Source organism: Rhodovulum iodosum, assembly GCF_041020385.1.
Lineage (GTDB): Bacteria > Pseudomonadota > Alphaproteobacteria > Rhodobacterales > Rhodobacteraceae > Rhodovulum > Rhodovulum iodosum.
Window position 1 is genome coordinate 302515 of record NZ_JBEHHI010000003.1, and the last position, 24401, is coordinate 326915.

At 68.3% G+C, this 24401-nt stretch carries 18 protein-coding genes; 7 read left to right on the forward strand and 11 right to left on the reverse strand.

What is annotated here, in order from left to right:
• The first annotated feature begins 93 nt into the window (after nucleotides 1-93).
• The 7 genes from ectA (at nucleotide 94) to Ga0609869_RS15515 (ending at nucleotide 7643) form a co-directional block, all read left to right on the forward strand.
• On the forward strand, nucleotides 94-576 hold the full coding sequence (gene ectA, locus Ga0609869_RS15485; protein WP_245972090.1) for a diaminobutyrate acetyltransferase: 483 nt from the start codon (nucleotides 94-96) through the stop codon (nucleotides 574-576).
• 49 nt (nucleotides 577-625) lie between these two features.
• Nucleotides 626-1918, forward strand: coding sequence for a diaminobutyrate--2-oxoglutarate transaminase (gene ectB / locus Ga0609869_RS15490; protein ID WP_125403317.1), 1293 nt, complete (start codon nucleotides 626-628; stop codon nucleotides 1916-1918).
• A gap of 4 nt (nucleotides 1919-1922) precedes the next feature.
• Entirely contained in the window at nucleotides 1923-2318 is a 396-nt protein-coding gene (locus Ga0609869_RS15495) for an ectoine synthase (protein ID WP_125403318.1), read from the forward strand.
• A gap of 41 nt (nucleotides 2319-2359) precedes the next feature.
• Entirely contained in the window at nucleotides 2360-3799 is a 1440-nt protein-coding gene (locus Ga0609869_RS15500; RefSeq protein WP_125403319.1) for an aspartate kinase, read from the forward strand.
• Between the two features lie 309 nt (nucleotides 3800-4108).
• Nucleotides 4109-5314: an ABC transporter substrate-binding protein gene (locus Ga0609869_RS15505; RefSeq protein ID WP_125403320.1), complete on the forward strand. Its 1206-nt coding sequence runs from the start codon at nucleotides 4109-4111 to the stop codon at nucleotides 5312-5314.
• 5 nt (nucleotides 5315-5319) lie between these two features.
• Nucleotides 5320-7005 carry an ABC transporter permease gene (locus Ga0609869_RS15510; RefSeq protein ID WP_125403321.1) on the forward strand — a complete coding sequence of 562 codons (1686 nt, stop codon included), beginning with the start codon at nucleotides 5320-5322 and terminating at the stop codon, nucleotides 7003-7005.
• Nucleotides 7005-7643: an ATP-binding cassette domain-containing protein gene (locus tag Ga0609869_RS15515; RefSeq protein WP_125403322.1), complete on the forward strand. Its 639-nt coding sequence runs from the start codon at nucleotides 7005-7007 to the stop codon at nucleotides 7641-7643. Before Ga0609869_RS15510 ends, Ga0609869_RS15515 begins: the two co-directional genes overlap by 1 nt.
• A 92-nt stretch (nucleotides 7644-7735) precedes the next feature.
• Here Ga0609869_RS15515 and Ga0609869_RS15520 read toward each other — a convergent pair whose 3' ends face one another.
• From Ga0609869_RS15520 to glgC, 11 genes are all read right to left on the reverse strand, one after another.
• Nucleotides 7736-8179: an ion channel gene (locus Ga0609869_RS15520; RefSeq protein ID WP_125403323.1), complete on the reverse strand. Its 444-nt coding sequence runs from the start codon at nucleotides 8177-8179 to the stop codon at nucleotides 7736-7738.
• Between the two features lie 42 nt (nucleotides 8180-8221).
• Nucleotides 8222-8470: an acyl carrier protein gene (locus tag Ga0609869_RS15525; RefSeq protein WP_125403324.1), complete on the reverse strand. Its 249-nt coding sequence runs from the start codon at nucleotides 8468-8470 to the stop codon at nucleotides 8222-8224.
• The gene (locus Ga0609869_RS15530) at nucleotides 8467-9645 is read right to left on the reverse strand and encodes a dihydrolipoamide acetyltransferase family protein (protein ID WP_369022872.1); all 1179 of its coding nucleotides are present in this window, start codon (nucleotides 9643-9645) and stop codon (nucleotides 8467-8469) included. The genes Ga0609869_RS15525 and Ga0609869_RS15530 overlap by 4 nt, the downstream gene beginning before the upstream one ends.
• On the reverse strand, nucleotides 9645-11642 hold the full coding sequence (pdhA, locus tag Ga0609869_RS15535) for a pyruvate dehydrogenase (acetyl-transferring) E1 component subunit alpha (protein WP_125404778.1): 1998 nt from the start codon (nucleotides 11640-11642) through the stop codon (nucleotides 9645-9647). Before pdhA ends, Ga0609869_RS15530 begins: the two co-directional genes overlap by 1 nt.
• Nucleotides 11639-13375 (reverse strand): acetate--CoA ligase, encoded by a 1737-nt coding sequence (acsA, locus tag Ga0609869_RS15540; protein ID WP_125404776.1) that lies wholly within the window; start codon nucleotides 13373-13375, stop codon nucleotides 11639-11641. The genes pdhA and acsA overlap by 4 nt, the downstream gene beginning before the upstream one ends.
• A 62-nt stretch (nucleotides 13376-13437) precedes the next feature.
• Nucleotides 13438-15816 carry a phosphoenolpyruvate synthase gene (gene ppsA, locus Ga0609869_RS15545; protein ID WP_125404774.1) on the reverse strand — a complete coding sequence of 793 codons (2379 nt, stop codon included), beginning with the start codon at nucleotides 15814-15816 and terminating at the stop codon, nucleotides 13438-13440.
• 264 nt (nucleotides 15817-16080) lie between these two features.
• Entirely contained in the window at nucleotides 16081-17712 is a 1632-nt protein-coding gene (locus tag Ga0609869_RS15550; RefSeq protein ID WP_125404772.1) for an alpha-D-glucose phosphate-specific phosphoglucomutase, read from the reverse strand.
• A 9-nt stretch (nucleotides 17713-17721) separates the two neighbouring features.
• Nucleotides 17722-19617, reverse strand: coding sequence for a 4-alpha-glucanotransferase (malQ, locus tag Ga0609869_RS15555; RefSeq protein WP_125404770.1), 1896 nt, complete (start codon nucleotides 19615-19617; stop codon nucleotides 17722-17724).
• The gene (glgX, locus tag Ga0609869_RS15560) at nucleotides 19614-21686 is read right to left on the reverse strand and encodes a glycogen debranching protein GlgX (protein ID WP_125404801.1); all 2073 of its coding nucleotides are present in this window, start codon (nucleotides 21684-21686) and stop codon (nucleotides 19614-19616) included. The genes malQ and glgX overlap by 4 nt, the downstream gene beginning before the upstream one ends.
• 17 nt (nucleotides 21687-21703) lie before the next feature.
• A complete protein-coding gene (gene glgA, locus Ga0609869_RS15565; protein WP_125404768.1) occupies nucleotides 21704-23134 on the reverse strand; it encodes a glycogen synthase GlgA in 1431 nt (476 codons plus the stop codon).
• Nucleotides 23131-24393 carry a glucose-1-phosphate adenylyltransferase gene (gene glgC, locus Ga0609869_RS15570; protein WP_438826885.1) on the reverse strand — a complete coding sequence of 421 codons (1263 nt, stop codon included), beginning with the start codon at nucleotides 24391-24393 and terminating at the stop codon, nucleotides 23131-23133. The genes glgA and glgC overlap by 4 nt, the downstream gene beginning before the upstream one ends.
• Nucleotides 24394-24401 lie beyond the last annotated feature (8 nt).

Here is a 24401-nt window from a genome sequence, read left to right on the forward strand (position 1 = left end):
AACTATATATCAGTGCCAACCAGAGCAGTGGACAGGAAGATCAAGCCGATGACCACCCTTTCGACCGCCCAGGCGGGCAAAATTGCATTCAGAATGCCGACCGGCGAAGACGGTTCTGCCGTGTGGTCGCTCGTGCGCGATTGCAAGCCGCTCGACGAAAACTCGATGTACTGCAACCTTATCCAGTGCGACCATTTCCGCGACACCTGCATCGTCGCCGAGATGGACGGCGATATCGTGGGCTGGATCTCGGCCTACGTTCTGCCGAACGATCCCGAAACGTTGTTCGTGTGGCAGGTCGCCGTGTCGGACAAGGCCCGCGGCCACGGCCTGGGCCGGCGCATGCTGGCCGAGCTGCTGGAACGCGACACCTGTGCCGAGGTGTTCCGCCTGAAAACGACGATCACCCGCGACAACGAGGCATCCTGGGGCCTGTTCAAGAGTTTCGCCCGCCGCCTCGGCGCGCGGCTCGAGCACGACGCGCATTTCACCCGCGATGCTCATTTCGAAGGCCGCCATGATACCGAATACATGGTGACCATCACCCTGGCCGAAGAGTTGCGCCTGGCCGCCTAACGGGCCTGCCATCATGCTCCGACGTTCACAGACACCAAAGGACTTTAAAATGTCGACTGCCAAGACAGCCGAACACGACATCTATGCGCGCCGTGAATCCGAGGTGCGCAGCTATTGCCGCAGCTTTCCGGTGAGCTTCACCAAGGCTCAGGGCAGCACGCTGACCGATGCCGAGGGGCGCGATTACATCGACTTTCTCTCGGGCTGCTCGACGCTGAACTACGGTCATAACGACCCCGACATGAAGGCCGCGCTGATCGAGCATATCTCGCGCGACGGCATCGCGCACGGTCTGGACATGCATACCGACGCCAAGGCCGCCTTCCTCGAAAGCTTCGAGCATCACGTGCTGCGCCCCCGCGGCATGGAACACCGCGTCATGATGACCGGCCCCACCGGCACCAACGCGGTGGAGGCGGCGATCAAGCTGGCCCGCAAGGTAACCGGCCGCACGAACGTGATCTCTTTCACCAACGGATTTCATGGCATGACGCTGGGCGCGCTGGCGCTGACCGGCAACCATGGCAAGCGCGCGGGCGCCGGCGGCGTTTCGCTGAACGACGTGACCCGCATGCCCTACGAGGGCGCGCTGGGCGAGGATGTCGACACGCTGGCCTATATCGAGACCATGCTGAACAACCCCTCCTCGGGCATCGAGCCCGCCGCGGCCTTCGTGGTGGAACTGGTGCAGGGCGAAGGTGGGCTCAACGCCGCCTCGGCCGAATGGGTGCAGGGGCTGGCGCAGATCGCCAAGGACCACGGCGCGCTGCTGATCGTCGACGACATCCAGGCGGGCATGGGCCGCACCGGCAGCTTCTTCAGCTTCGACCACATGGGCGTCGAGCCCGACATGGTGACGCTGGCGAAATCGCTCTCGGGCTTCGGCCTGCCCTTTGCCTGCGTGCTGATCCGCCCCGAGCACGACATCTGGAAGCCGGCCGAGCACAACGGCACCTTCCGCGGCAACACCCATGCCTTCGTGACCGCCAAGGTCGCGCTCGAGAAATTCTGGGCCGATGACCGGCTGCGCAACCAGATCGCCCTGAAATCCCAGGTTCTGGAAGAACGCCTTCACATCATCGCCGAACGCATTGGTGGCGCCCGGATCAAGGGCCGCGGCATGATGCGCGGGGTCGACGTGGGCTCGGGCGAGCTGGCCGGCCGGATCTGCGCCGAATGCTTCGACAAGGGCCTGATCATCGAAACGTCGGGCGCCGACGACGAAGTGGTGAAGGTGCTGGCACCGCTCACCACGCCGATGGAGCAATTCAAAGAGGGTCTCGACATCCTCGACCGCGCCGTGGAGGCGCTGGTCCCCCAACCAATGATGGCTGCGGAGTAACCCAATGATCGTACGCGACTTCAACAAGCTGAAAGACACCAACCGCGCGGTTTCCGACGCGCAATGGACGTCGGTCAGGATGCTGCTCGCAGATGACGGAATGGGTTTTTCCTTCCACATCACCACGCTTTACGCCGGGTCCGAGCATACCTTTCACTACAAGCACCATTTCGAGAGCGTCTATTGCATCTCGGGCCGCGGCGCGATCACCGACCTCGCTTCGGGCGAGACGTTCGAGATCAAGCCCGGCGTGATGTATGCGCTCGACCAGCACGACAAGCACACGCTGCGGGCCGACGAAGACCTCGTGATGGCCTGCTGCTTCAATCCGCCGGTGACCGGCACCGAGGTGCACCGCGAGGACGGCTCCTACGCCCCCGCCGACACCGCCGCGGAATAATCTCTCAAAGAGGCGCCCCCGGGGCCAACCCGGGCGGCGACATGACAGTGACCAAGCAATTCCACACCGTCGAGAAGATCGGCGGCACCTCCATGAGCCGCCTGCACGAGCTCTCTGAAACGCTGTTCATCGGCGACCGAGAGGGCGACGACCTTTACGGCCGCATCTTCGTGGTGTCGGCCTTCAGCGGCGTAACCAACCTGCTTCTTGAACACAAGAAGTCGGGCGAGCCCGGCGTCTATGCATTGTTTTCCAACGCCGATAACGAGCTTGGCTGGTCGGACAAGCTCAACGACGTGGCCGCGGCCATGCGCGAGGCGCACGCAGAGGTGCTGGACCACCCCGGCGACGTCGCCGCCGCCGACGATTTCGTGCGCGAGCGGATCGAGGGCGCGCGGTCCTGCCTGATCGACCTGCAAAGGCTCTGCTCCTACGGGCATTTCCGCCTTTCGCAGCATATGGCGGTCATCCGCGAGTTGCTGTCGGGGCTGGGCGAGGCCCACTCGGCCTTCGTCACCGCCACGCTGTTGCGCCGGTTCGGCGTCGACGCGCGCTTCGTCGACCTCTCGGGCTGGCGCGACGAGGGTGAATACAGCCTCGAGGACCGGATCGTCGCCGGCCTGCGCGACGTTGACCTGACCCGCGAAATGCCGATCGTGACCGGCTATGCCCAGTGCACCGAAGGGCTGATGAACGAGTTCGACCGCGGCTATTCCGAGGTGACGTTTTCCAAGATCGCGGCACTGACCGGCGCCGGCGAGGCGATCATCCACAAGGAGTTCCACCTCTCCTCGGCCGACCCCAAGACGGTGGGCGCCGAGAACGTGGTCAAGCTCGGGCACACCAACTATGATGTGGCCGACCAACTGTCGAACATGGGCATGGAGGCGGTGCACCCCAAGGCCGCCAAGATGTTGCGCCAGGCGGGCATCCCGCTGCGCGTCACCAACGCGTTCGAGCCACATGACCCCGGCACGCTGATCGACGAGACCGCGGCCGAGACGCCCCGGGTCGAGATGATCACCGGGCTCGGCGTCTACGCGCTCGAGCTTTTCGAACAGGACATGGTGGGCGTAAAGGGCTACGACACCGCGATCCTGAACGTGCTGACGCGCCACAAGGTGCGGATCGTGGCCAAGACCTCGAACGCCAACACGATCACCCACTACCTCGATGCGCCGCTGAAATCGGTGCGCAGGGTCGAACGCGACCTCGAAGAGCTCTACCCCACCGCCAGCCTGAGCGCGCGCAACCTCGCCGTGGTGGCCGCGATCGGGCGCGATCTGTCGGGGCTCAAGGTGCTCTCGCGCGGGCTTGCCGCGCTCGAGGCGGCGGATATCGACCTGGTCGCGCTGCAGCAGACCACCCGCGATGTCGACGCGCAATTCGTCGTCCCGCGCGAACGCATGGATGACGCGATCCGCGCGCTGCACGGCGTGCTGGTGGAAGAACGAAAGACCGCCCCGCGCCTGGCCGCCTGAGGCCGGGCGCGCCCGCTCCCGGCCCGCGCGGGCGTGTTGCCCGCCTGGCCGGACTTGGGCCCGGCGCGCCCGCTGGGCGGACGCGCGCCTCCGGCGGGGATATTTGCAGCCAGAAGAAAATGAGCGCTCTGCGAGGATAGGCGAAGTCCGCCCGCTGCTTCTTCTTGGCCGAAATACCCAAATCCGCCCTTACCACCCGCCGCACGTCACCATAACGCGCCAGTCACGCTGTTTTTCATCACAACGGTTTCGTTTCCGCCGGAAGATTGGGCATAACCGCGGCAGGAGTTTCGCAAGGAGACCTGCCCGATGCGCGCATTCGCCCGACTCTTCGCCCTCATCTCGCTCGCCCTGCCCGCCTGGGCCGACCCCGACCCGGCCGACTGGCCCGCCGTCCTCGACGAAGCGCGCGGCCAGACCGTCTATTGGAACGCCTGGGGCGGGGCGACGGCCACGAACGAGTTCATCCGCTGGGCCGGGCGGCAGGCGAATGAACGCTTAGGCGTCACCGTCGAGCATGTGAAGCTGGCCGACACCGGCGACGCGGTCAGCCGGGTTCTGGCCGAGAAGAGCGCCGGCAAGGATACCGGCGGCGCGATTGACCTGATCTGGATCAACGGGGCCAATTTTGCCGCGATGAAGGAGGCCGGGCTGCTCTACGGGCCCTGGGCCGAGGAGTTGCCCAACTGGGCCTATGTCGATGTCGCGGGCAAACCCGCCGTGGTCTCGGATTTCACAGTGCCCACCGAGGGGCTGGAAAGCCCCTGGGCGATGGCGCAGGTGGTGTTCTATTACGACACCGCCCGGCTGGCAGAGCCGCCCCGCACGATGCCGGCGTTGCTGGAATGGGCGCGGGCGACCCCCGGGCGCTTCACCTACCCACAGCCGCCCGATTTCCTGGGCACCACCTTTCTGAAACAGGCACTTTACGGGCTGGCCGATGACCCCGCGATCCTGCAAGGCCCGGCGGAGGGCGCCGATTACGACGCGGTCACCGCGCCGCTTTGGGCGTTTCTCGACGATCTCACGCCGCATCTGTGGCGACAGGGGCGGGCCTATCCGCAGACCGGCCCGCGACAATTGCAGCTGATGGCCGATGGCGAGATCGACCTCGCGATTTCGTTTTCACCCGGCGAGGCCTCGACGGCCATTGCCAATGGTCAATTGCCCGACACGGTACGCACCTATGTGCTGGAGGGCGGCACGATCGGCAACGCCAGCTTCGTGGCGATCCCCTACAACGCGACGGCCAAGGCCGGTGCCATGGTGCTGGCCAATTTCCTGCTGTCGCCCGAGGCGCAGGCCCGCGCGCAGGACCCGGCCGTATTGGGCTACGGCACGGTGCTGGATCTCGACAGGCTGAGCCCGCAGGACCGTGCGCGGTTCGACGCGCTGGAGCTGGGCATCGCCACGCTCGCGCCCGAGGAACTGGGCCCGGCCCTGCCCGAGCCGCACCCCTCGTGGACGACCCGCATCGCCGCGGACTGGACCGCGCGCTACGGCACCGGCGACTGAGGCCGATGCGCCCCTTGCGCCTGGCCCCGGCGCTGACGCTCGCCCTGATGCTGGGGCCGGTTCTGGCCGGGCTGGTCGGCACGCTGCTGCCGGCCATCGGGGTGTTGCCGGCGCTGGGCGGCAGCACGCCCGGACTGGGGCCGCTGAAGGCGCTGGCGGGCTGGCCGGGGCTGGCCGGGGCGCTCTGGCTGTCGGTGGTGCCGGGGCTGGCGGCCACGGCGCTGTCGCTGGGTATCGTCACGCTTTTCGTCGCCGGCTGGCAGGGCGGCCGGGCCTTCGCCGCGCTGGAACGCGCGCTTGCGCCGCTTCTGGCGGTGCCCCATGCGGCGGCGGCTTTCGGCCTTGCCTTCCTGATCGCGCCCTCCGGCTGGATCGCGCGGGCGCTGTCGCCCTGGGCCACCGGCTGGATGCGCCCGCCGGACCTTCTGATCGTGCAGGATCCCTGGGGCCTGGCCATGGTGATGGGCTTGGTGGCCAAGGAGGTGCCGTTCCTGTTCCTGATGACCCTGGCCGCCCTGCCCCAGGCCCGGCCCGCGCAGCGGCTGACCCTGGCGCGCGCGCTGGGCTACGGCAGGGTGACCGGCTGGCTGAAGGCGGTCTTTCCGGCGGTCTACGCACAGGTGCGCCTGCCGGTCTACGCCGTGCTGGCCTATTCGATGACGGTGGTCGACGTTGCGATCATCCTCGGGCCGGGCACGCCGCCGCCGCTGGCGGTGCAGGTGGTGCGCTGGATGGCCGACCCCGACCTTTCGCTGCGCTTTCTGGCGGCGGCGGGGGCGGCGGCGCAACTGGCGCTGGTGATCGCGGCACTGGGCCTTTGGCGCCTGGGCGAGCTGGGCCTGGGCGCGCTCGGCCGGCGCTGGGCCGAGGCCGGGCGACGGCGCCACGGCGAGGGGGCGTTGCAGGCCGCGGGGCTGGCCCTGGCAACGCTGTCGGCGCTGGCGGTGATCGGCGGGCTTTTGGGGCTGGCGGTCTGGTCGGTGGCCGGTTTCTGGGGCTTTCCCGACATCCTGCCCGACGCCCTCAGCACGAAAAGCTGGCTGCGCCACGCCCCGGCGCTGGCCGGCCCAACCGTTGAGACGATCGTGATCGCGGCAGCGGCCACGGGCATGGCGCTGGCGCTGACCGTCGCCTGCCTGGAGGCCGAGCACCGCTTCGGCCTCAGCCCGGGCGCACGCAGCCTGTGGCTGTTGTACCTGCCGCTGCTGGTGCCACAGGTGGCGTTCCTGCCGGGATTGCAGACCTTTGCGCTGGTCGCCGGCGCCGATATGGGGCGCGGCGCGGTGATCTTGGGCCACCTGGTCTTCGTGCTGCCCTATGTCTTTCTGTCGCTGGCGGCGCCCTGGCGGGCCTGGGACGCGCGCCACGCCCAGGTGGCCGCGGCACTGGGGGCGGGCCCGGCCCGCGTGCTGTGGACGGTGCGGCTGCCGATGCTGCTGGCGCCGCTGCTGACAGCGGCGGCGGTCGGCTGTGCGGTCTCGGTGGGGCAATACCTGCCCACGCTCCTGATCGGGGCGGGCCGGGTGCAGACGCTGACGACCGAAGCGGTGGCGTTGGCCTCGGGCGGGGACCGGCGGATCATCGGGGTGACGGCGCTGGCACAGACCGCGCTGGCCGCCGCGGGCTTTGCGCTGGCGCTGGCCGCGCCGAGGCTGGTCTGGCGCAACCGGCGGGCCTTGAGGGGGGCGTGATGCAAGAAGACGGGTTGGCACTGGACAGGCTGGAAGTCTGGCACGGCGACGCGCCCCTGGTCGCGCTCGACGCCCATGTGGCGCCGGGCGAGGTGCTGAGCGTTATGGGCCCCTCGGGATCGGGCAAATCCACGCTGCTGGCCGCGATCATCGGCACGCTGGCGCCGGCGTTTCGCGTGCGGGGGCACATCCGGCTGGACGGGCGCGAGATCGGCGCGCTGCCGCCCGAGGCGCGGCGGGTGGGCATCCTGTTTCAGGAAGAGCTGCTGTTCCCGCATCTCTCGGTCGCCGGCAATCTCGGCTTCGGGCTGCCGCCCTCGGTGCGGGGCCGCGCGGAGCGGGCGGCACGGATCGAGGCCGCGCTCGACGAGATCGGGCTTGCGGGCTTTGGTCCGCGCGACCCCGATACGCTGTCGGGCGGGCAAAAGGCGCGGGTGGCGCTGATGCGCATGCTGCTGGCCGAGCCGCGCGCGCTGCTGCTGGACGAGCCGTTTTCCCGGCTGGACGCGGGGCGGCGCGACCAGATGCGGCGGCTGGTCTTCGCGCGCGCGGCGGCGCGGGGCCTGCCGGTGCTGCTGGTCACCCACGACCGCGAGGACGCGGCAGCCGCCGGCGGGCGCGTCATCGAACTGGGCTGAGACCCGGCGACGGCGCGGGACCGGCGACGGCCGAATCCGGGTATTTCGACCAAGAAGAAGCGGCGCGCGGGGATCGCGTCACGCGCGCGCCCTTACCGCTCGTCGACCACGCCGCGCACCTGTTCCGACCGCACCCGGCGCAGCGCCTCGACCAGCAGCGCGGTGAAAAGCCCGATGTTCAACAGCCCGTTGGCCGCGGTCAGGCCGCCGAGGATGCGCCATTCCATCGGCAGCAGAACATCGCCGAAGCCCAGCGTCGTGAAGGCGACGATCGAGAAATACGCGGCCGGTTCCAGCGCGTCGAACACGCCCAGAGCCACGAAGGCGAAGGCCCAGACCCAGACCGACAGCGTCAGCACCCCAAGCACCATCAGCACCGCCGCCACCAGCACCAGCACCAGCTTGGGCGGGTGCGGACGGCGGATCAGCCAAGGGCTGGCCCAGGTCACCAACGTCTCCGACAGCCAGAAGGCCAACGCGGCGATGACGACGGTGGCAAGGATCAGGACGGCACCGATGGCGATTTGCGTGATCATGGCCCGAGATGTCCCAAGAAGCGCGCGCCGCGTCCAGCCCGCTCAGGCCCCCAGCCGCCCCTTGAGATAGGGCACGGCCAGGTTGACGGTCGCGATTTGCGGATAGTCGGGCTCGGGGATGTCGACGCCCAGCGCCTTGTGCAGCGCGGCGACGAGGTTGAGTACATCCATCGAATCGAGCTCCAGATCGTCCTGGATATGATCGTCGCCGCCCACATCGGCGGCGTCGATATCGGGCGCCACGTCGGTGAGGCAGCCAAGATAGGCGGTACGGATCTCATCTTCGGTCATAGGGCCTCCGGGGATTGCAGCAATCGGTCGATCTCGACCAGGAAACGGGCGCCGAGCCTGCCGTCGCTGGCGCGGTGGTCGGCGGCGAGCGAGACGGTGACGGTTTCGCGCAAGGCAACCTCGGTGCCCAGCGCCACGGGCCGGGGCATGGGCGTGCCGAAACCGACGAGCGCCACCTGCGGCGGGTAGATGATGCCCGCCATCGCCTCGACCCCCTTCTCGCCGAGGCTGGAGAGCGTGATCGTTCCCATGGTCATTTCCGACGACCGCAGCCGCCCGGCGCGGGTGCGGGCCACCACGTCGCGGATCGCGTCCATCATCGCGTCGAGGCTCAGGGTTTCGGCATCGAGGATCGCGGGGGCGATCAGCCCGCCGCCGCGGAGCGAAACGGCCATGCCGAGATGCACGGCGTCGGATTTCTCGAACCCCTCGGACCCGTAGTGGCCGTTCACCATCTTGGACGACGCGGCGGCCAGCGCCGTCGCCTTGGCCAGAAGCGCGCCCATCAGCAGGCGCTTTTCTGGGGGGCGGCCGGCATTGGTCTCGGCCACCCAGTCGGTCGCGGCTTGCAGGTCGATCTTGTGAAACAGGTAGTAATGCGGAATTTCGCGCTTCGACTTGGCCATGGCCGCGGCAATGGCCTTGCGCATCTCGGTCATGCGGTCGGCAGGTTTGGCCGCGGCCTTCGTCGCAGGTCTCGCCGGCGCTGGCCCCTCGACATCGGCCAGCACGATGGCGCCGCCTGGGCCGGTGCCCTTCACCGTGGCCAGATCGAGCCCCAGCTCGGCCGCCCGCGCCCGCGCGGCGGGCGAAGCGGCAAGGCCCGTCACGGCGGCAGGCGCCGGCGCGGGGGCCGGCGCGGATGTCGCGGGTTCGGCCGGCGCCGCGGCCACAGGTGCAGCGGGCGCGGCGGGGGCCGGTTCCGCCGCCGGCGCCTCCCCTGCCCCGCGGATCACCGCCAGGGGTGCACCCACGGGCAGTTCGGCGCCGATCTCGGCTTCCAGCCGCTCGACCACGCCTTCCTCGAAACACTCGATCTCGATGGCGCCCTTCTGCGTCTCGACCACGGCGACGATATCGCCGCGTTTCACGGTGTCGCCCGGGGCCACCAGCCATTCGACGAGCGTGCCCGCCTCCATGTCGGCGCCCAGCGAGGGCATGGCGAAGGTGCCCATCAGCCCCTCCCCAGCGCGGCCTTGGCCGCCGCCACGATGGCGGGTACCTGCGGGATTGCCGCCTCTTCCAGGTGGCGCGGATAGGGGATCGGCACCTCTTCGGAACAGACCCGCCCGATGGGCGCGTCGAGCGACCAGAAGCAGCGCTCGTTGATCCGCGCCACGATCTCGGCCGAGAGCGAACCCGAGCGCCAGCCCTCGTCGACGATAACAGCCCGGCGGGTGCGCCCGACCGAGGCCGCGATGGTTTCCTCGTCCAGCGGACGCAAGGACCGCAGGTCGATCACCTCGGCCGAGATGTCCTCGCCCGCCAGCGCCTCGGCGGCGTCGAGCGTCTTGTAGAGCGAACCGCCATAGGTGATCAGCGTCACGTCGGTGCCTTCGCGCCGCACCGCCGCGGCGTCGATCTCCACCGGGCCCGCGCCCGTGTCGATCTCGTCCTCGCGGTTATAAAGCATCACGTTTTCGAAGATCAGCACCGGGTCGGGGTCTTCGAGCGCCGTCCAGAGCATCCCGCGCGCGTCTTCCAGCGTGGCAGGCGTCAGCACGCGCAGTCCGGGGATATGGGCGAACCACCCCTCCAGGGAATGTGAATGCTGCGCGGCCAGTTGCTTGCCCGCGCCGGTGGCCATGCGGATGACGACGGGGCAGCCGAACTGCCCGCCCGACATGTGCCGGATGGTGGCCGCCGTGTTCATGATCTGATCGAGCGCGAGCAGCGAGAAATTCACCGTCATCACCTCGACGATGGGCCGCATCCCGGCCGCTGCCGCGCCGATGCCCGCCCCGGTAAAGCCCGACTCGGAAAGCGGCGTGTCGCGGATGCGATCCTCGCCGAATTCCTCCATCAGCCCCTTCGACACCGCGTAGCAGCCGCCATAGGCGCCCACGTCCTCGCCCATCAAAAACACCCGGTCGTCGCGCGATAGCGCATCGCGGATGCCCTGTTTGACCGCCTCTCGATGGGTCATCTTCACCCTCTCGCCCGAGGGGGCGGCGGGCGGGGGCGGCGCCGGGCGGTCTTCGGCCATGACGTGGCGGGTCAGCGTCTCGACCGGCTCAAAGGCGCTGTCCTCGGCAAAGCGCAGGGCGGCCTCGATCTCGGTGTCGATCTCGGTCTCAAGGGCCGCCACGTCGTCGGCGTGGATCAGCCCCGCCTCCATCGCCCAGCCCTGGAATCGCAGGATCGGGCCGCGCTCGCGCCATTGCTCGACCTCGGCCTTGTCGCGGTAAAGCTGGGCGTCGAACATCGAATGGGCGCGAAAGCGGTAGGTGCGCGCCTCGAGCAGGAAGGGCTGGCCGGTCTCGCGGATGGAGGCCAGCGCGCGGCGCGCGGCCACCTCGACGGCGACCACATCCATCCCGTCGACATGGGCGGACTGCATGCCGTAGGCCTCGGCCTTCTTGCCGATATCGGTCTGCGCCTCGGTGCGCTCCAGCGCCGAGCCCATGGCGTAGCCGTTGTTTTCGCAGACGAAAAGCACCGGCAAGCCCCAAAGCTGGGCAAGGTTCATCGACTCGTGAAACTCGCCCTCGGCCGCCGCCCCCTCGCCGAAGAAACAGGCGGTGACGTGCGGCGCACCGCGCATCCGGTCGGCCAGCGCCAAGCCGGTCGCCAGTGGCAGACCCCCTCCGACAATCGCGTTGCCGCCGTAGAAATTGTGGCTGGCGTCGAAGATGTGCATCGAGCCGCCGCGCCCGCCCGAGCTGCCCGTCGCCTTGCCGAACATCTCGGCCATGACCGCGTCCATCGGCACGCCGCGCGCCAGCGCGTGGCCATGCTCGCGATAGGTGGCGACGATCCGGTCGCCCTCGGCTAGCACCGGGATCACGCCGGTCGCCACGGCCTCTTCCCCATCGTAGAGATGCAGGAAGCCGCGGATTTTCTCTTTCGTATACGCCTCGGCACAGCGGTCCTCGAACTTGCGGATACGGATCATGCCGCGCAGCAGGTCGAGCACGTGTTGGCGGGTCAGGTGGGGTTTGTCGCCGGTCATTTTTCATCGGTCTCCAGCGTGGAAATATCGCCTTCGGGCAGGCCCAGCTCGCGCGCCTTCAAGAGGCGCCGCATGATTTTGCCAGAGCGGGTTTTGGGCAAGCTCTCGCGGAACAGCACCTCGCGGGGTGCCACCGCGGGGCCGAGTTTCTTGCGCGCGAGCCCTCGAATGGATTTCTCAAGGTCTTCAGAAGGTTCAAAGCCGGGGTTGAGGCAAACATAGGCGCGCACCACCTCGCCCGCCGTCTCATCCGGCAGGCCGATCACGCCGGCCTCGGCGACCGCCTCATGTTCGATTAATGCGCTTTCCACCTCGAAGGGGCCGATCAGATGGCCCGAGGTCTTGATCAGGTCGTCGGCCCGGCCGACGAACCAGAAATACCCGTCGCCGTCTTGCATCGCCAGATCGCCCGTCAGGTACCAGCCGCCGGCAAACGCCTTGTAATAGCGCGCCTCCTCGTGCAGGTAGGCGCGCATCATCGAGGGCCAGCCGGGCCTCAAGGCCAGTTCGCCGATTTCGCCCGGGCCCAGTTCGCGCACGCTCCCGTCGTCACGTTCCACGATGGTCGCAACCTGGCCCGGCAGGGGCTTGCCCATCGAGCCCGGTTTGACATCCATCGCCAGCGTGTTGGCAATGACGATGCCGCCGGTTTCGGTCTGCCACCAATTGTCATGGAAGGGCTGGCCGAACACCTCGTTGCCCCAGACCACGGCCTCGGGGTTCAACGGCTCGCCGACACTTGCCATGAAGCGAAGCGCCGAGAAATCATAGGGTTGTGCGGCGTCCTTGCCTGACCGCATCAGCATGCGGATGGCGGTGGGCGCGGTGTACCAGACCGCGACAGCCTCGTCTTGCAGGATGCCGTACCAGCGGTCGAGGTCGAACTCCGCCTCGTCGACGATCATCGTGGTGCGGTTCACCAGGGGCGCGATGATGCCGTAGGAGGTGCCGGTCACCCAGCCCGGGTCGGCGGTGCACCAGAAAACGGTCTCGGGCCGCATCTCCAGCGCGTAGCGCCCGGTCATCGCGTGGTAGGCCACCGCGGCGTGCACATGCACCGCACCCTTCGGCTTGCCGGTGGTGCCCGAGGTGAAGTGGATCAGCGATGTATCCTCGGGGTCCATCGGGACGGTGTCGAACTCGGGCGAGGCCTCGGCCATCGCGGGGCTCAGCGCAACGCAGCCCTCGGGCGCCTCGTCGCCCACGATCAGGATGAGTTTCAGCGAGGGCAACTCGTCTGCCCACGCCTTGACCTTGCGCTTGTAAAGCGATGCGGTGGTGACCAGCGCATTGGCGTCGGCGATCTCCATCCGGGTGCGGATGGGCTCGGGCCCGAAGGCCGAGAACAGCGGCGAGAACACGCAGCCGGCCTTGAGCGTGCCCAGCGTGGCGATGTAAAGTTCCGGCTCGCGGCCCATCAACCCGTAGACCCTGCTGCCCATGTTCAGCCCGTTGGCGTGCAGCACATTGGCAAAGCGCGCGGTCTCGGCCACGAGGTCGGCATAGGTGAATTCGCGCCGGGCGCCGTCCTTGCCCAGCCAGATCAGTGCGGTCTGGCCGCCGTGGTCGGGCAGGTGCCGGTCCAGCGCCTCATGCGCAATGTTCAGCTTGCCGCCGGGCAGCCCGTCGAGCATCGCCCGCGCGTCTTCCCAGGTGAAGTTTTCGCGTATCTCGTCGGTCAGCGCGGCGTGCGCGCGGACCGACGGCGCCTTTGTGATCGTCTCGAACGCCATGTCTCTCCTCCCCATGGCTGACGCCCCCGCGCCGGTGTCCGGTTCGCGGGGGCTTTGGCGTGTCATCCGCCGGATTCGGCCTCCGCCACGTTGCGCTTGACCGCGAGAAAGCTGTCGGGCGTGACCGAGATCGTGTCGATGCCGTAGCCGACCAGAAGCCGCGCGAATTCCGGATCGTTCGAGGGCGCCTGCCCGCAAAAGCCGACCTTGGACCCAACCTCGTGCGCGCGCTCGATGACCGACTTTATCATCCATTGCACCGCCGCGTTACGCTCATCGAAGATATCGGCCAGCGCCTCGGAATCGCGGTCGACCCCTAGCGTGAGCTGCGTCAGGTCGTTCGACCCGATCGAGAACCCGTCGAACCGCTTGGCGAACTCCTCGGTCAGGATCACATTCGAGGGCACCTCGCACATGACATAGACCTGCAACCCGTTCTCGCCACGCTTGAGCCCGTTCTCGGCCATCACCGCAAGCACCCGGTCGGCCTCTTCGGGCGTTCGGCAGAACGGGATCATCATCACCACGTTGTCAAACCCCATCCCCTCGCGCAGGCGCTTCATCGCCTGGCATTCCAACGCGAAGCCTGGCCTGTAAGCCTCTGAATAATAGCGGGAGGCACCGCGGAACCCGATCATCGGGTTTTCTTCCGTGGGCTCGAAGGCGCGCCCGCCCAGCAGGTCGGCATATTCGTTGGTCTTGAAGTCGCTCATCCGAACGATGACCGGCTCGGGGTAGCAAAGCGCCGCGATGCGCCCCAGCCCCATGGCCAGCTTGTCCACGAAGAACTCTGCCTTGTCCTCGTAGCCCGCCGTCAACTCGGCGATCTCGGCCTTGGCGGCCTCGTCCTCCAGCGTGTCGAAATTCAACAGCGCCAGCGGGTGCGCCTGGATCGCATTGTTGACGACGAATTCCATTCGGGCAAGGCCGACGCCCCCGGTGGGCAGGCGCCACCAGCGGGCGGCGGCGGCGGGGTTGGCGATGTTCAGCATCACCCGCGTCTTGGTCTCGGGCATGTCGGTCAGCGAGATGTCATCGACCGTGAAATCGGCGATGCCTTCGTAGATGAACCCGTGGTCGCCCTCGGCACAAGAGACCGTCACCTCCTGCTCGTCATGCAGCACATGGGTGGCGTCGCCGGTGCCGACGATGGCCGGCAGGCCCAGTTCGCGGCTGACGATGGCGGCGTGGCTGGTGCGGCCGCCATGGTCGGTGACGATCGCCGCGGCGCGTTTCATGATCGGCACCCAGTCAGGGTCGGTGGTCGAGGTCACCAGGATCGAGCCCTCGACGAAACGGTCGATATCCCGCGCCTTTTCGATGATGCAGACATGGCCGGTGGCAATCGCCGAGCCCACGGACAGCCCCGTCAGGATCTTCTCGCCGGTCTTGCCCAGCGTGTAGCTGCGGAAGGCACCGGCGTCGGCACGGGATTGCACGGTTTCGGGCCGCGCCTGCACGATGAACAATTCGCCGGTGTCCCCGTCGCGGGCCCATTCCATGTCCATCGGGCAGCCGTAGTGTTTCTCGATGGTCGCCGCCATGCGGGCAAGTTCCACGATCTCGGGGTTCGACAGCACGAAGCGCCCGCGCTCGGCCTTCGAGGTGGGCACGTTGCGCGTGGTGCCGGCCGCGCGGGCGGAATAGATCATCTTCTTTTCCTTGGCGCCCAGGCCCTTTTCCAGGATCGGGTCTATCCCCTCGCGGTCGAGGAACGGCTTGTAGACCTGGTATTCGTCGGGGTTAACCGCGCCCTGCACCACGTTTTCGCCCAGCCCCCAGGCGGCGTTGATCAGAACCATGTCGGGATAGCCCGTCTCGGTGTCGATCGAGAACATCACGCCCGAGCCGCCGGTATCGGCCCGCACCATGCGCTGCACACCCACCGAAAGCGCCACCTTGGAGTGGTCGAAGCCTTTCAGCCGGCGATAGGTGATCGCCCGGTCGGTAAACAGCGAGGCATAGCAGCGCCGGCAGGCGGCCAGCAGCGCGGCCACGCCGTGCACGTTCAGATAGGTCTCCTGCTGGCCGGCAAAGCTGGCGTCGGGCAGATCCTCGGCGGTGGCCGAAGACCGGACCGCGACCGAGACATCGGCCACCCCGGCCCGGTTCGACAGCTCTTCGTAGGCCGCGGTGATGTCGTTCAGGATGTCGTCGGGCCAGTGCCCCTCGCGGATCATGCGGCGGATGCGATCGCCCGCCTCGGCCAGCTCGATCCGGTGCGCGTCGAGCGCGGCCAGCGTCTCGGCGATGCGGGTATTCAACTCGTTATGGTCGAGATAGGCGCGAAACGCATCGGCGGTGGTGGCAAAGCCGCCGGGCACCTTGATGCCCTGCTCCGAAAGCTCGGCCACCATCTCGCCCAGCGAGGCGTTCTTGCCCCCCACCGTGGCCACGTCGCCGCGGCGCAAATTCTCGAACCAAAGCACATTTTCCGCCATTGGCCGCTTCTCCCGATGTGATGACCGTTTTGGCGCCGAGGGTAACAGGCCATGCGGCGCTGGCGTTGATCCGTGTCAAGGCGGCACAGCAGCGCCGCGCCGCACGGACACCCCGCGCCGCGTAGGGCGCGCCAATTCGGGCTGCTTGCACCTGCCGGTCGCGCGCAGCGTCACCCGGCCGAAGCGCGAGGCGGTGCTTGAGCGGGGCTGCTGGCCCTGACGCGGCTCATCATCCCCGCGACCGGCAAGGCGCTTTTCGGCCGATCAGGTGCGCACGTCGGGCTCGGTGCGGCCGGTTTTCTTCTCGATCCCGGCAATCGCGTCGGCCGCGGCGATGACATCGGCCAGCGCCTCGTCCGTGGGCCGGTCGAGCCGTGCCGGGTCTTCCTCCACCGCTTCGAGATAGACGCGCAGCGTGGCCCCCGCCGTGCCCGTGCCCGACAGGCGAAAGACGATGCGTTCGCCCCCGGCAAGCCCGATGCGGAGACCCTGGCCCGCGCTGTGCGATCCGTCCACCGGGTCGTCATAGGCAAACTCGTCGGCGCTGGCGACGGTCAGCCCGGCAAAGCTCTGCCCCGGCAGGTCGGGCAATCGCGCGCGCAGATCGTCGAGCATCGCCTCGGCGGCGGTTTTGTCGAGCCCCTCGTAATCGTGGCGCGAGTAATAGTTGCGCCCGAACTCACGCCAGTGCCGGTCCATGATGGCCGCGACGGAAACCTTCGTCTCGGCCAGGATGTTCAGCCACATCAGCACGGCCCAAAGCCCGTCTTTTTCGCGCACGTGGTCCGATCCGGTGCCGGCGCTTTCCTCGCCGCAGAGCGTGGCGCGGCCCGCGTCCAGAAGGTTGCCGAAAAACTTCCAGCCCGTGGGGGTCTCGTAGCAGTCCAGCCCGCGCGCGGCGGCCACCCGGTCGAGCGCGCGCGAGGTCGGCATCGAGCGCGCGACGCCCTTCAGCCCGCCCTTGTAGCCCGGCGTCATATGCGCGTTGGCCGCCAGCACGGCCAGGCTATCTGACGGCGTGACATAGACGCCGCGGCCGAGGACCATGTTGCGGTCGCCGTCGCCGTCCGAGGCTGCGCCGAAATCGGGGGCGTCCTCGCCCATCATCAGGTCGACCAGCGGCTTGGCCCAGATCGGGTTGGGGTCGGGGTGTCCGCCGCCGAAATCGGGCGAAGGCACCGCGTTGATCACGCTGCCCTCGGGCGCGCCCAGCGCGCCCTCCAGAATGGCCTTGGCATAGGGGCCGGTGACCGCGTGCATCGCGTCGAAGCGCAGCGTGAATCCGCCCGCGATCAGCGCCGCGATGGCGTCGAAATCGAACAGCTTCTCCATCAGCGCCCGGTAATCGGTCACCGGGTCGACCACCTCGATCTCCATGTTGCCCATCGTGGTGATCGCCACCTGCGAGAGGTCGGCATCGTGGGTCTCGTAGATGTCGTAGGAGGTAACCGCCTTGGTCGCCTCGTAGATGCGGTTGGTCACCTCTTCGGGGGCCGGGCCGCCATTGGGAGTGTTGAACTTGACCCCGAAATCCTCTTGCGGGCCGCCGGGGTTGTGGCTGGCCGACAGGATGATGCCGCCATCGGTGTTGCGGGTGCGGATCAGGTTCGACGCCGCCGGCGTCGACAGCAGCGCCCCCTGCCCCACGATCACCTTGGCCGCGCCGCCCGCCGCGGCCATGCGCAGGATCACCTGCGCGGCGCGGTCGTTGAAATAGCGCCCGTCGCCACCCAGCACCAGGGTCTTGCCCCCAACCCCGCCGATGGCGGCAAAGATCGCCTGCACGAAATTCTCCAGATAGTGGCTTTCCATGAAGACATGGGTCTTCTTGCGCAGCCCCGAGGTGCCGGGTTTCTGCCCCGCGATCGGCTTGCTCTGAACGGTGATCTTTTGCATCGGCTCGTCCTATCGTGCTGTGCTGGAAAGGATTTCGGCGGTGCGCCGCATGCGCGGGTCGGCCGCCAGCGCGGCCGCGCCCACGGGCAGGCGGCGGCGCCAGTTGGGGTGCTCGTGCACGGTGCCGGGCAGGTTGGCCTGCTCGTCGAGGCCTAGCACGTCCTCGGCCTGCACCGCCACCAGACGCGCGGGCGTGCGGCCGAGAAAGGCGTGCAGCGCGTCGGCCTCGCCCCCGCCCAGCGCATCGCGAAAGAGCTGCACCTCGTGGGCCCGCCCGGCCCGCGCCCCTTCGGCGGCATGGCCGTCGATATGGCCCAGTTGCTGGTGCCAGTCGATGTCACGCGCCGCGCACCAGCCCGCCCAGGTCGGCAGGTCATGGGTGGAAAAAGAGGCGAGCACCGTATCGGGATAGGCCTCTGGCGGCAGGAAGTGGCCATCACCGTGCCAGTCGCGCTCGAACATCGCCACGCGGCAGCCCAAAAGGCCCGAGGCATCCATCGCCGCGCGCAGGCCCTCGGGGATATTTCCCAGATCCTCGCCCACGATCACCGCACCGACCCGCGCGGCCTCGATGCGGGCAACCGCCATCAGCGCGTCGCGGGGCATGGCCACATAGGTGCCGGGCAGGCCGCCCTCGGGCACCCAGAAGGCGCGTTCGAACCCCAGGATATGGTCGATCCGCAGCATCCCGGCAAAGCGGAGCTGCGCGGCCAGCGTCTCGGCCAGCGGCGCAAAGCCCTGGGCCAGCAGCGCGCGCGGGTTGAACGGGGCAAGGCCCCATGTCTGCCCGTCGGCGGCAAAGGCATCCGGCGGCGCCCCCAGCGATACGCCGCGGGCAAACTGGTCGGGCGCGGCCCAGGTCTCGGCCCCCGCGGGGTTCACCCCGACCGCGAGATCGAGATAGAGCCCCTGGGCCATGCCCCCCGCCTCGGCGACGCGCCGCACCTCGGCCAGATGCGCCTCGGCGCGCCATTGCGCCCAGGCGTGAAACGTCACCTCGCCAGCATGCGCCGCGGCAAACTCGGCCACCACGGCACTGTCGGGGCTGCGATAGGCGTCGGGCCAGTGGCACCAGTAGGGCCCCAGCCGGTCGGACAGCGCCTGGTGCGTGGCAAAGCGGGCAAGGCCCGCCCCGCTGGCGCGGCGGAACGCGGCAAAGTCGGGGGCATCGGGGTTCGACGCGGCAAACTCGGCGCGCAGCGCGGCCAGACGCGCGGGCAGCTCGGCGCCGTAGTCGATCATCGCGCCGGGCTGGCCCGGGATGTCGACGGGCACATGGGCGATGTTGAAGCGGCGCCGGCTGGACGGGGCGTAGGGGCTGAAATTGTTCGCATCGGTGGGAAAGCCCGCATGGATCGGGTTGAGCCCCACGAACCCGGCGCCTATCCGGGCAAGCCCCGCCACAACCGCGGCCAGATCGGCGTAATCGCCCAGCCCCGCCCCTTCGGCCAGCCCGTAAAGCGGCAGGGTCACGCCCCAGCCGCGCGGCGGCAGCGGCAGGCGCGCAGGCGCCGACAGGATCGTGGTGCCATGTCCGCCCAGCGTCAGCCGGTGCCGGCCCAGCGGCAAGGGCGGCAGGTGCAGCATTCCGTCTTCGGCCTGCCCCTCCAATTCGTGGCCGTCCTCCAGGCGCAGCGCCCAGGGGCCGCCCCGCGCGGGGCGGAGCGTGACCGGTTCGCCCGCCTCACCGATCACCCAGTCGGGCAAGGGCCGCGCGGCCTCGGCGGCGCGCAGCCGGTCCAGCGTGTCGCGCGCCTCGCCCTCGTGGCCGGCGGCCAGCCCCATGGCGCCCAGCACCGCACGCAGCGTCTCGGGCGGGGCCACGCGGTGCACGCCCATCTGGTCGGAATAGTCGATGAACACCCCGACGGCGCGGGCCAGCTCGTAAAGCGCCTCGTCGCTCATGCCGTGGGCTCCAGCACCAGAACCGCGACAGAATCCGCCGCCACCTTAAAGGCACCGCTGCGCAGGCTGCGCGGTGCAAGCGTCGGCCGCGAGCTGTCGAGATGGAGGCTCCACGCCTCGCCTTCGGGCGCCTCGGGCACCACCACCCGAACCGACGCGCCGGCGTTGAACACGGCGAAGACGGCGGTTTCCAGCGCGGCATAGGGCGGCGTGCCGGACGCGGTGCGCATCTCGACGGCAATGAGGCGCAATTCCGGGTCTTCCCAGTCTTGCTGGCTCATCGGCTCACCGTCGGCGCGGCGCCAGAAGATGTCCTCCAGCCCGTCGATGGCCCGCTCGCGCGAATGCAGAAACATCCGCTGGCGCAGCACCGGGTGCGCCTTGCGAAAGGCGATGGCCCGCCGGGTAAAGGCGAGAAACGCGTCGTCGGCGGCCTCCCAGTCGATCCAGGCGGTGGGGTTGTCCTGGCAATAGGCGTTGTTGTTGCCGCCCTGGCTGTGGCCGATCTCGTCGCCCGCCAGGATCATCGGCGTGCCCTGGCTGACCAAAAGGGTGGCCATCATGTTGCGTCGCCGCCGCGCGCGGGCAGTATTGACCGACGCGGTCTCGGTCGGCCCCTCCACCCCCATATTGTCCGAGAAATTCTCGGAATGGCCGTCGCGGTTGCCCTCGCCGTTGGCCTCGTTGTGCTTTTCCACGTAAGAGACCACGTCGGTCAGGGTAAAGCCGTCATGGGCGGTGAGGAAATTGACCGATGTCGTGGCAGGCCGGCCCGAATGGTCGAATTGCAGCGCCGAGCCGGTGATGCGTTCGGCCAGATCGGGCGCGCGCCCCGGATCGCCCCGCCAGAAACGGCGCACACCGTCGCGGAACTTGTCGTTCCACTCCATGAAGGGTGGCGGGAAGGCGCCCAGCTGATAGCCGCCGGGGCCGATATCCCAGGGTTCGGCGATCAGTTTCACCTTGGCCAGCACCGGGTCCTGCCGGATCGCCTGCAAGAGCGAGGCGTCGCGGTCGAACCCGTGCGGGCGCCGGCCCAGCGTCGCGGCGAGGTCGAAACGGAACCCGTCGACATGCATCACCTCGACCCAGTAGCGCAGGCTGTCCAGCACCATGCGCATCACCATCGGGTGGCCGGTGTTCAGCGTGTTGCCGGTGCCGGTGTCGTTGACATAGTGGCGCGGGTTGTCCGCGAGGCGGTAATAGCTGGCATTGTCGATCCCCCGAAAGGCCAGGGTCGGACCCATCTCGTTGCCTTCGCAAGTGTGGTTATAGACCACGTCGAGGATCACCTCGATGCCCGCGGTATGGAGCGTGGCCACCATCTGCTGGAACTCGGCGATGTCGCCATTGGCCATGTAACGCGGCTCTGGCGCGAAAAAGCCCAGCGTCTGGTAGCCCCAGTAGTTGGTCAGCCCCTTCTCGACCAGGAAGCGGTCGTTGAGAAAGGCCTGCACCGGCAAAAGCTCGATCGCGGTAACCCCGAGGTCCAGCAGATGCTCGATCACCGGCTCCTCGGCGAGGCCGAGAAAGGTGCCGGGCTTGGTCACGCGGGGGTGCAGCGCGGTCAGCCCCTTTACATGGGCCTCGTAGATCACCGATTGATCCGTCGGCACCTGCGGGGCGGCGTCGTCGCCCCAGGAAAAGGCCGGGTCCACGACCACCGATCGCGGCATGTAGGGCGCGCTGTCGCGCGTGTCGATCGACAGATCGTCGGCTTTCGCGCCGACCTCGTAGCCCATCAGCGCATCGTGCCAGCGCAGATGGCCGGTCAGCCGCTTGGCATAGGGATCGACGAGCAGCTTGTGGGGGTTGAAGCGGTGCCCCATGTCGGGCCGGTAGAGGCCGTGCACCCTAAGCCCGTATTGCTGGCCGGGGCGCAGCCCCGCGACATAGCCGTGCCAGATCGCGCCGGTACGCTCGGGCAGGTCCAGATCGGCCAGTTCCCTTGCGCCATCCTCGGAGAACAGCGCCAGCGTGACCCGGCTGGCATGCTCGGAAAAGACCGCGAAATTGACGCCCTCGCCATCGAAGGTGGCGCCCAAGGGGGCGGGCTGGCCGGCAGTCATCGTCAGGGGCAGCTCGGTCACGGGCGGGCGACGCTCCGGTAAAGGGCCGCGTATTCGGCGGCGGCCGGGCCCCAGCCCACCGGGTGGCGCATCCCGTTGCGGCGCAACTGCCGCCACGTCGCCTCGTCGCGGTAAAGCGCGCAGGTGCGGGTCAGCGCCTCTTCCAGCGCGTCCTCTGAATCGGGGCGGAACAGCACGCCGGTGGCAACGCCGGCCCTGAGGCCGGCCTCGTTTGCCGCGATCACCGTATCGGCCAGCCCGCCGGTGCGCGCCACCACGGGCACGGTGCCATAGCGCAGCCCGTAAAGCTGGGTCAGCCCGCAGGGCTCGAACCGAGAGGGCACCAGGACGGCGTCGCCGCCGGCGAACATCCGGTGCGACAGCGCCTCGTCATAGCCGATGCGCACGGCCACGCCCTCTTGCGTTTCGGCCGCGGCCAGCCACGCCTCTTCCAGTGCCCGGTCGCCGGACCCGAGCAGCGCCAGCCGCCCGCCATGTTCCAAAAGCGCCGGCAACGCCTCGAGCAGCAAATCCAGCCCCTTTTGCTCGGACAGCCGTGAGACGACCACGCAAAGCGGACCCTCGCCGTCGGAAAGGCCCATCTCCTCGATCAGCGCGGCGCGGTTTTTCGCCTTGCCGCGGGGCTGTTTGTAGGGGGCGATGTGGGGGTCCTGGGCGGGGTTCCACACGGTGTCGTCGATGCCGTTCAGGATCCCTGCCAGATCCGCGCGCCGGGTGCGCAGCACCCCGTCCAGCCCGTGGCCGAACTCGGGCGTCATCAATTCGCGCGCATAGGTCGGGCTGACCGTGGTCAGCCTGTCGGAAAACACCAGCCCCGCCTTGAGCGCCGAGATATCACCGTAATACTCGAACCCGTCGGTGCTAAAGCTGCGGCCGGGCAAGCCCAGCGGCTCCAGCCGGTCGGCGGCGGTCAGGCCGTGAAAGGCGATGTTGTGCACCGTCATCACCGTGCCGGTACGTTCCTGCGCGCCGCGCACCTGCAGGTAGACCGGGGCGAACCCGGCCTGCCAGTCGTGGCAATGCAACACCTCGGGGCGCCAGCCGTCGATGCCCTCGTCGGCGATCACGGCGGCGACGAATGAGAGCGCGGCAAAGCGCAGATCGTTGTCGTCCCAGTCGCGGCCGGCCTCGTCCATATAGGGCCCGCCGGGCCGGTCATAGAGATGCGGCGCGTCGATCACGTAGAGCTCCAGCCCGGCCGCCTGGCCCGCAAGCACCCGCGCCTGGGCGCCGAAGAGGTAGGGCAGATCGTGGACCGGGCGCAAATCGCCGGCCTTATCCAGCACCGCCCGATACCCGGGCAGCAGCACGCGCATCTGGCAGCCCTCGGCGGCCAGCGCGCCGGGCAGCGCGCCCACGACATCGGCCAGCCCGCCTGTCTTGACCAGCGGCGCGCATTCCGAGGCGACCGACAGGACGCGCGTCATCCCTGCGCTCTCCGATCCAGCATGTTCTGGGTGATCAGCGTGATGCCGCCCTCGGTCACGCGGAACCACTTGGCGTCTTCCTCGGGGTCTTCGCCAACCACCAGGCCCTGGGGGATCACCACGCCCCGGTCGATGACCACATTGCTGAGCCGCGCATGTCGGCCCACCGTCACGTAGGGCAGCACCACCGCGTGATCGAGCACCGAGAAGGAATTGGAGTGCACCATCGTAAAGAGCAACGAGTTGCGAACCTCCGTCCCCGAGATGATGCAGCCGCCAGAGACCATCGACGAGACCGCCGAGCCGCGCCGGTCTTCCTCGTCATGGATGAATTTCGCCGGCGGCACGCTTTCGGAATAGGTCCAGATCGGCCAGTCGCGGTCCCAGAGGTTGAGATCGGGGGTGAAATCGGTCAGGTCGATATTGGCCTTCCAGAACGCGTCGACCGTGCCCACGTCGCGCCAGTAGGCCGGCGCGGCGGGCCGGTCCTTGACACAGGAGTCGGTAAAGCGGTGGGCCATCGCCTTGCCGTTCTTCACGATGTCGGGGATCAGATCGCCGCCGAAATCGTGGGTCGAATTGGGGTCTTCGGCATCGCGGATCAGCAGATCGCGCAGAAATTTCCAATTGAAGACGTAGATGCCCATCGAGGCGAGGCTGTGGTCCGGGTCGCCGGGCATTGCCGGCGGATCGGCCGGTTTCTCGATGAAATCGGTGATGCGGTCGGTCCCGTCCACCGCCATCACCCCGAAGGCGCTGGCCTCGTCTCGCGGCACGGTCAGGCAGCCCACGGTGACGTCGGCCCCGCTTTGCACATGCTCGCGCAGCATGATTTCGTAATCCATCTTGTAGATGTGGTCGCCGGCCAGGATCAGCACGTAATCGACGCCATAGCTGTCGACGATATCGATATTCTGCGTCACCGCGTCGGCGGTACCGAGATACCACTTGTTTTCCGCCACGCGCTGCGAGGCGGGCAGGATGTCGAGATATTCGTTGCGCTCGGCGCGGAAGAAATTCCAGCCGCGCTGGCAATGCCGGATCAGGCTGTGCGCCTTGTACTGGGTGGCCACCGCCATCTTGCGGATGCCGGAATTCAGCGCGTTGGAGAGCGCGAAATCGACGATCCGCGTCTTGCCGCCGAAATAGACGGCCGGCTTCGCCCGGCTGTCGGTCAGCTCTTTCAGTCGGCTGCCGCGGCCGCCGGCGAGAACGAAGGCCATGCTGCGACTCGACAGCCTGCTATAGCGCATCTCCATCGGTGCCG

What these genes read in the sequence shown, in the direction of transcription:
- pdhA (WP_125404778.1), bottom strand. Translation starts at nt 11,642, where the DNA reads ATGACCGGCGACAAACCCCACCTGACCCGCCAACACGTGCTCGACCTG.
- Ga0609869_RS15550 (WP_125404772.1), bottom strand. Translation starts at nt 17,712, where the DNA reads ATGCAAAAGATCACCGTTCAGAGCAAGCCGATCGCGGGGCAGAAACCC.
- ppsA (WP_125404774.1), bottom strand. Translation starts at nt 15,816, where the DNA reads ATGGCGGAAAATGTGCTTTGGTTCGAGAATTTGCGCCGCGGCGACGTG.
- Ga0609869_RS15530 (WP_369022872.1), bottom strand. Translation starts at nt 9,645, where the DNA reads ATGGGCACCTTCGCCATGCCCTCGCTGGGCGCCGACATGGAGGCGGGC.
- glgX (WP_125404801.1), bottom strand. Translation starts at nt 21,686, where the DNA reads ATGACTGCCGGCCAGCCCGCCCCCTTGGGCGCCACCTTCGATGGCGAG.
- Ga0609869_RS15500 (WP_125403319.1), top strand. Translation starts at nt 2,360, where the DNA reads ATGACAGTGACCAAGCAATTCCACACCGTCGAGAAGATCGGCGGCACC.
- acsA (WP_125404776.1), bottom strand. Translation starts at nt 13,375, where the DNA reads ATGGCGTTCGAGACGATCACAAAGGCGCCGTCGGTCCGCGCGCACGCC.
- Ga0609869_RS15520 (WP_125403323.1), bottom strand. Translation starts at nt 8,179, where the DNA reads ATGATCACGCAAATCGCCATCGGTGCCGTCCTGATCCTTGCCACCGTC.
- Ga0609869_RS15525 (WP_125403324.1), bottom strand. Translation starts at nt 8,470, where the DNA reads ATGACCGAAGATGAGATCCGTACCGCCTATCTTGGCTGCCTCACCGAC.
- Ga0609869_RS15510 (WP_125403321.1), top strand. Translation starts at nt 5,320, where the DNA reads ATGCGCCCCTTGCGCCTGGCCCCGGCGCTGACGCTCGCCCTGATGCTG.
- malQ (WP_125404770.1), bottom strand. Translation starts at nt 19,617, where the DNA reads ATGAGCGACGAGGCGCTTTACGAGCTGGCCCGCGCCGTCGGGGTGTTC.
- Ga0609869_RS15515 (WP_125403322.1), top strand. Translation starts at nt 7,005, where the DNA reads ATGCAAGAAGACGGGTTGGCACTGGACAGGCTGGAAGTCTGGCACGGC.
- ectA (WP_245972090.1), top strand. Translation starts at nt 94, where the DNA reads ATGCCGACCGGCGAAGACGGTTCTGCCGTGTGGTCGCTCGTGCGCGAT.
- Ga0609869_RS15505 (WP_125403320.1), top strand. Translation starts at nt 4,109, where the DNA reads ATGCGCGCATTCGCCCGACTCTTCGCCCTCATCTCGCTCGCCCTGCCC.
- glgC (WP_438826885.1), bottom strand. Translation starts at nt 24,393, where the DNA reads ATGGAGATGCGCTATAGCAGGCTGTCGAGTCGCAGCATGGCCTTCGTT.
- glgA (WP_125404768.1), bottom strand. Translation starts at nt 23,134, where the DNA reads ATGACGCGCGTCCTGTCGGTCGCCTCGGAATGCGCGCCGCTGGTCAAG.
- ectB (WP_125403317.1), top strand. Translation starts at nt 626, where the DNA reads ATGTCGACTGCCAAGACAGCCGAACACGACATCTATGCGCGCCGTGAA.
- Ga0609869_RS15495 (WP_125403318.1), top strand. Translation starts at nt 1,923, where the DNA reads ATGATCGTACGCGACTTCAACAAGCTGAAAGACACCAACCGCGCGGTT.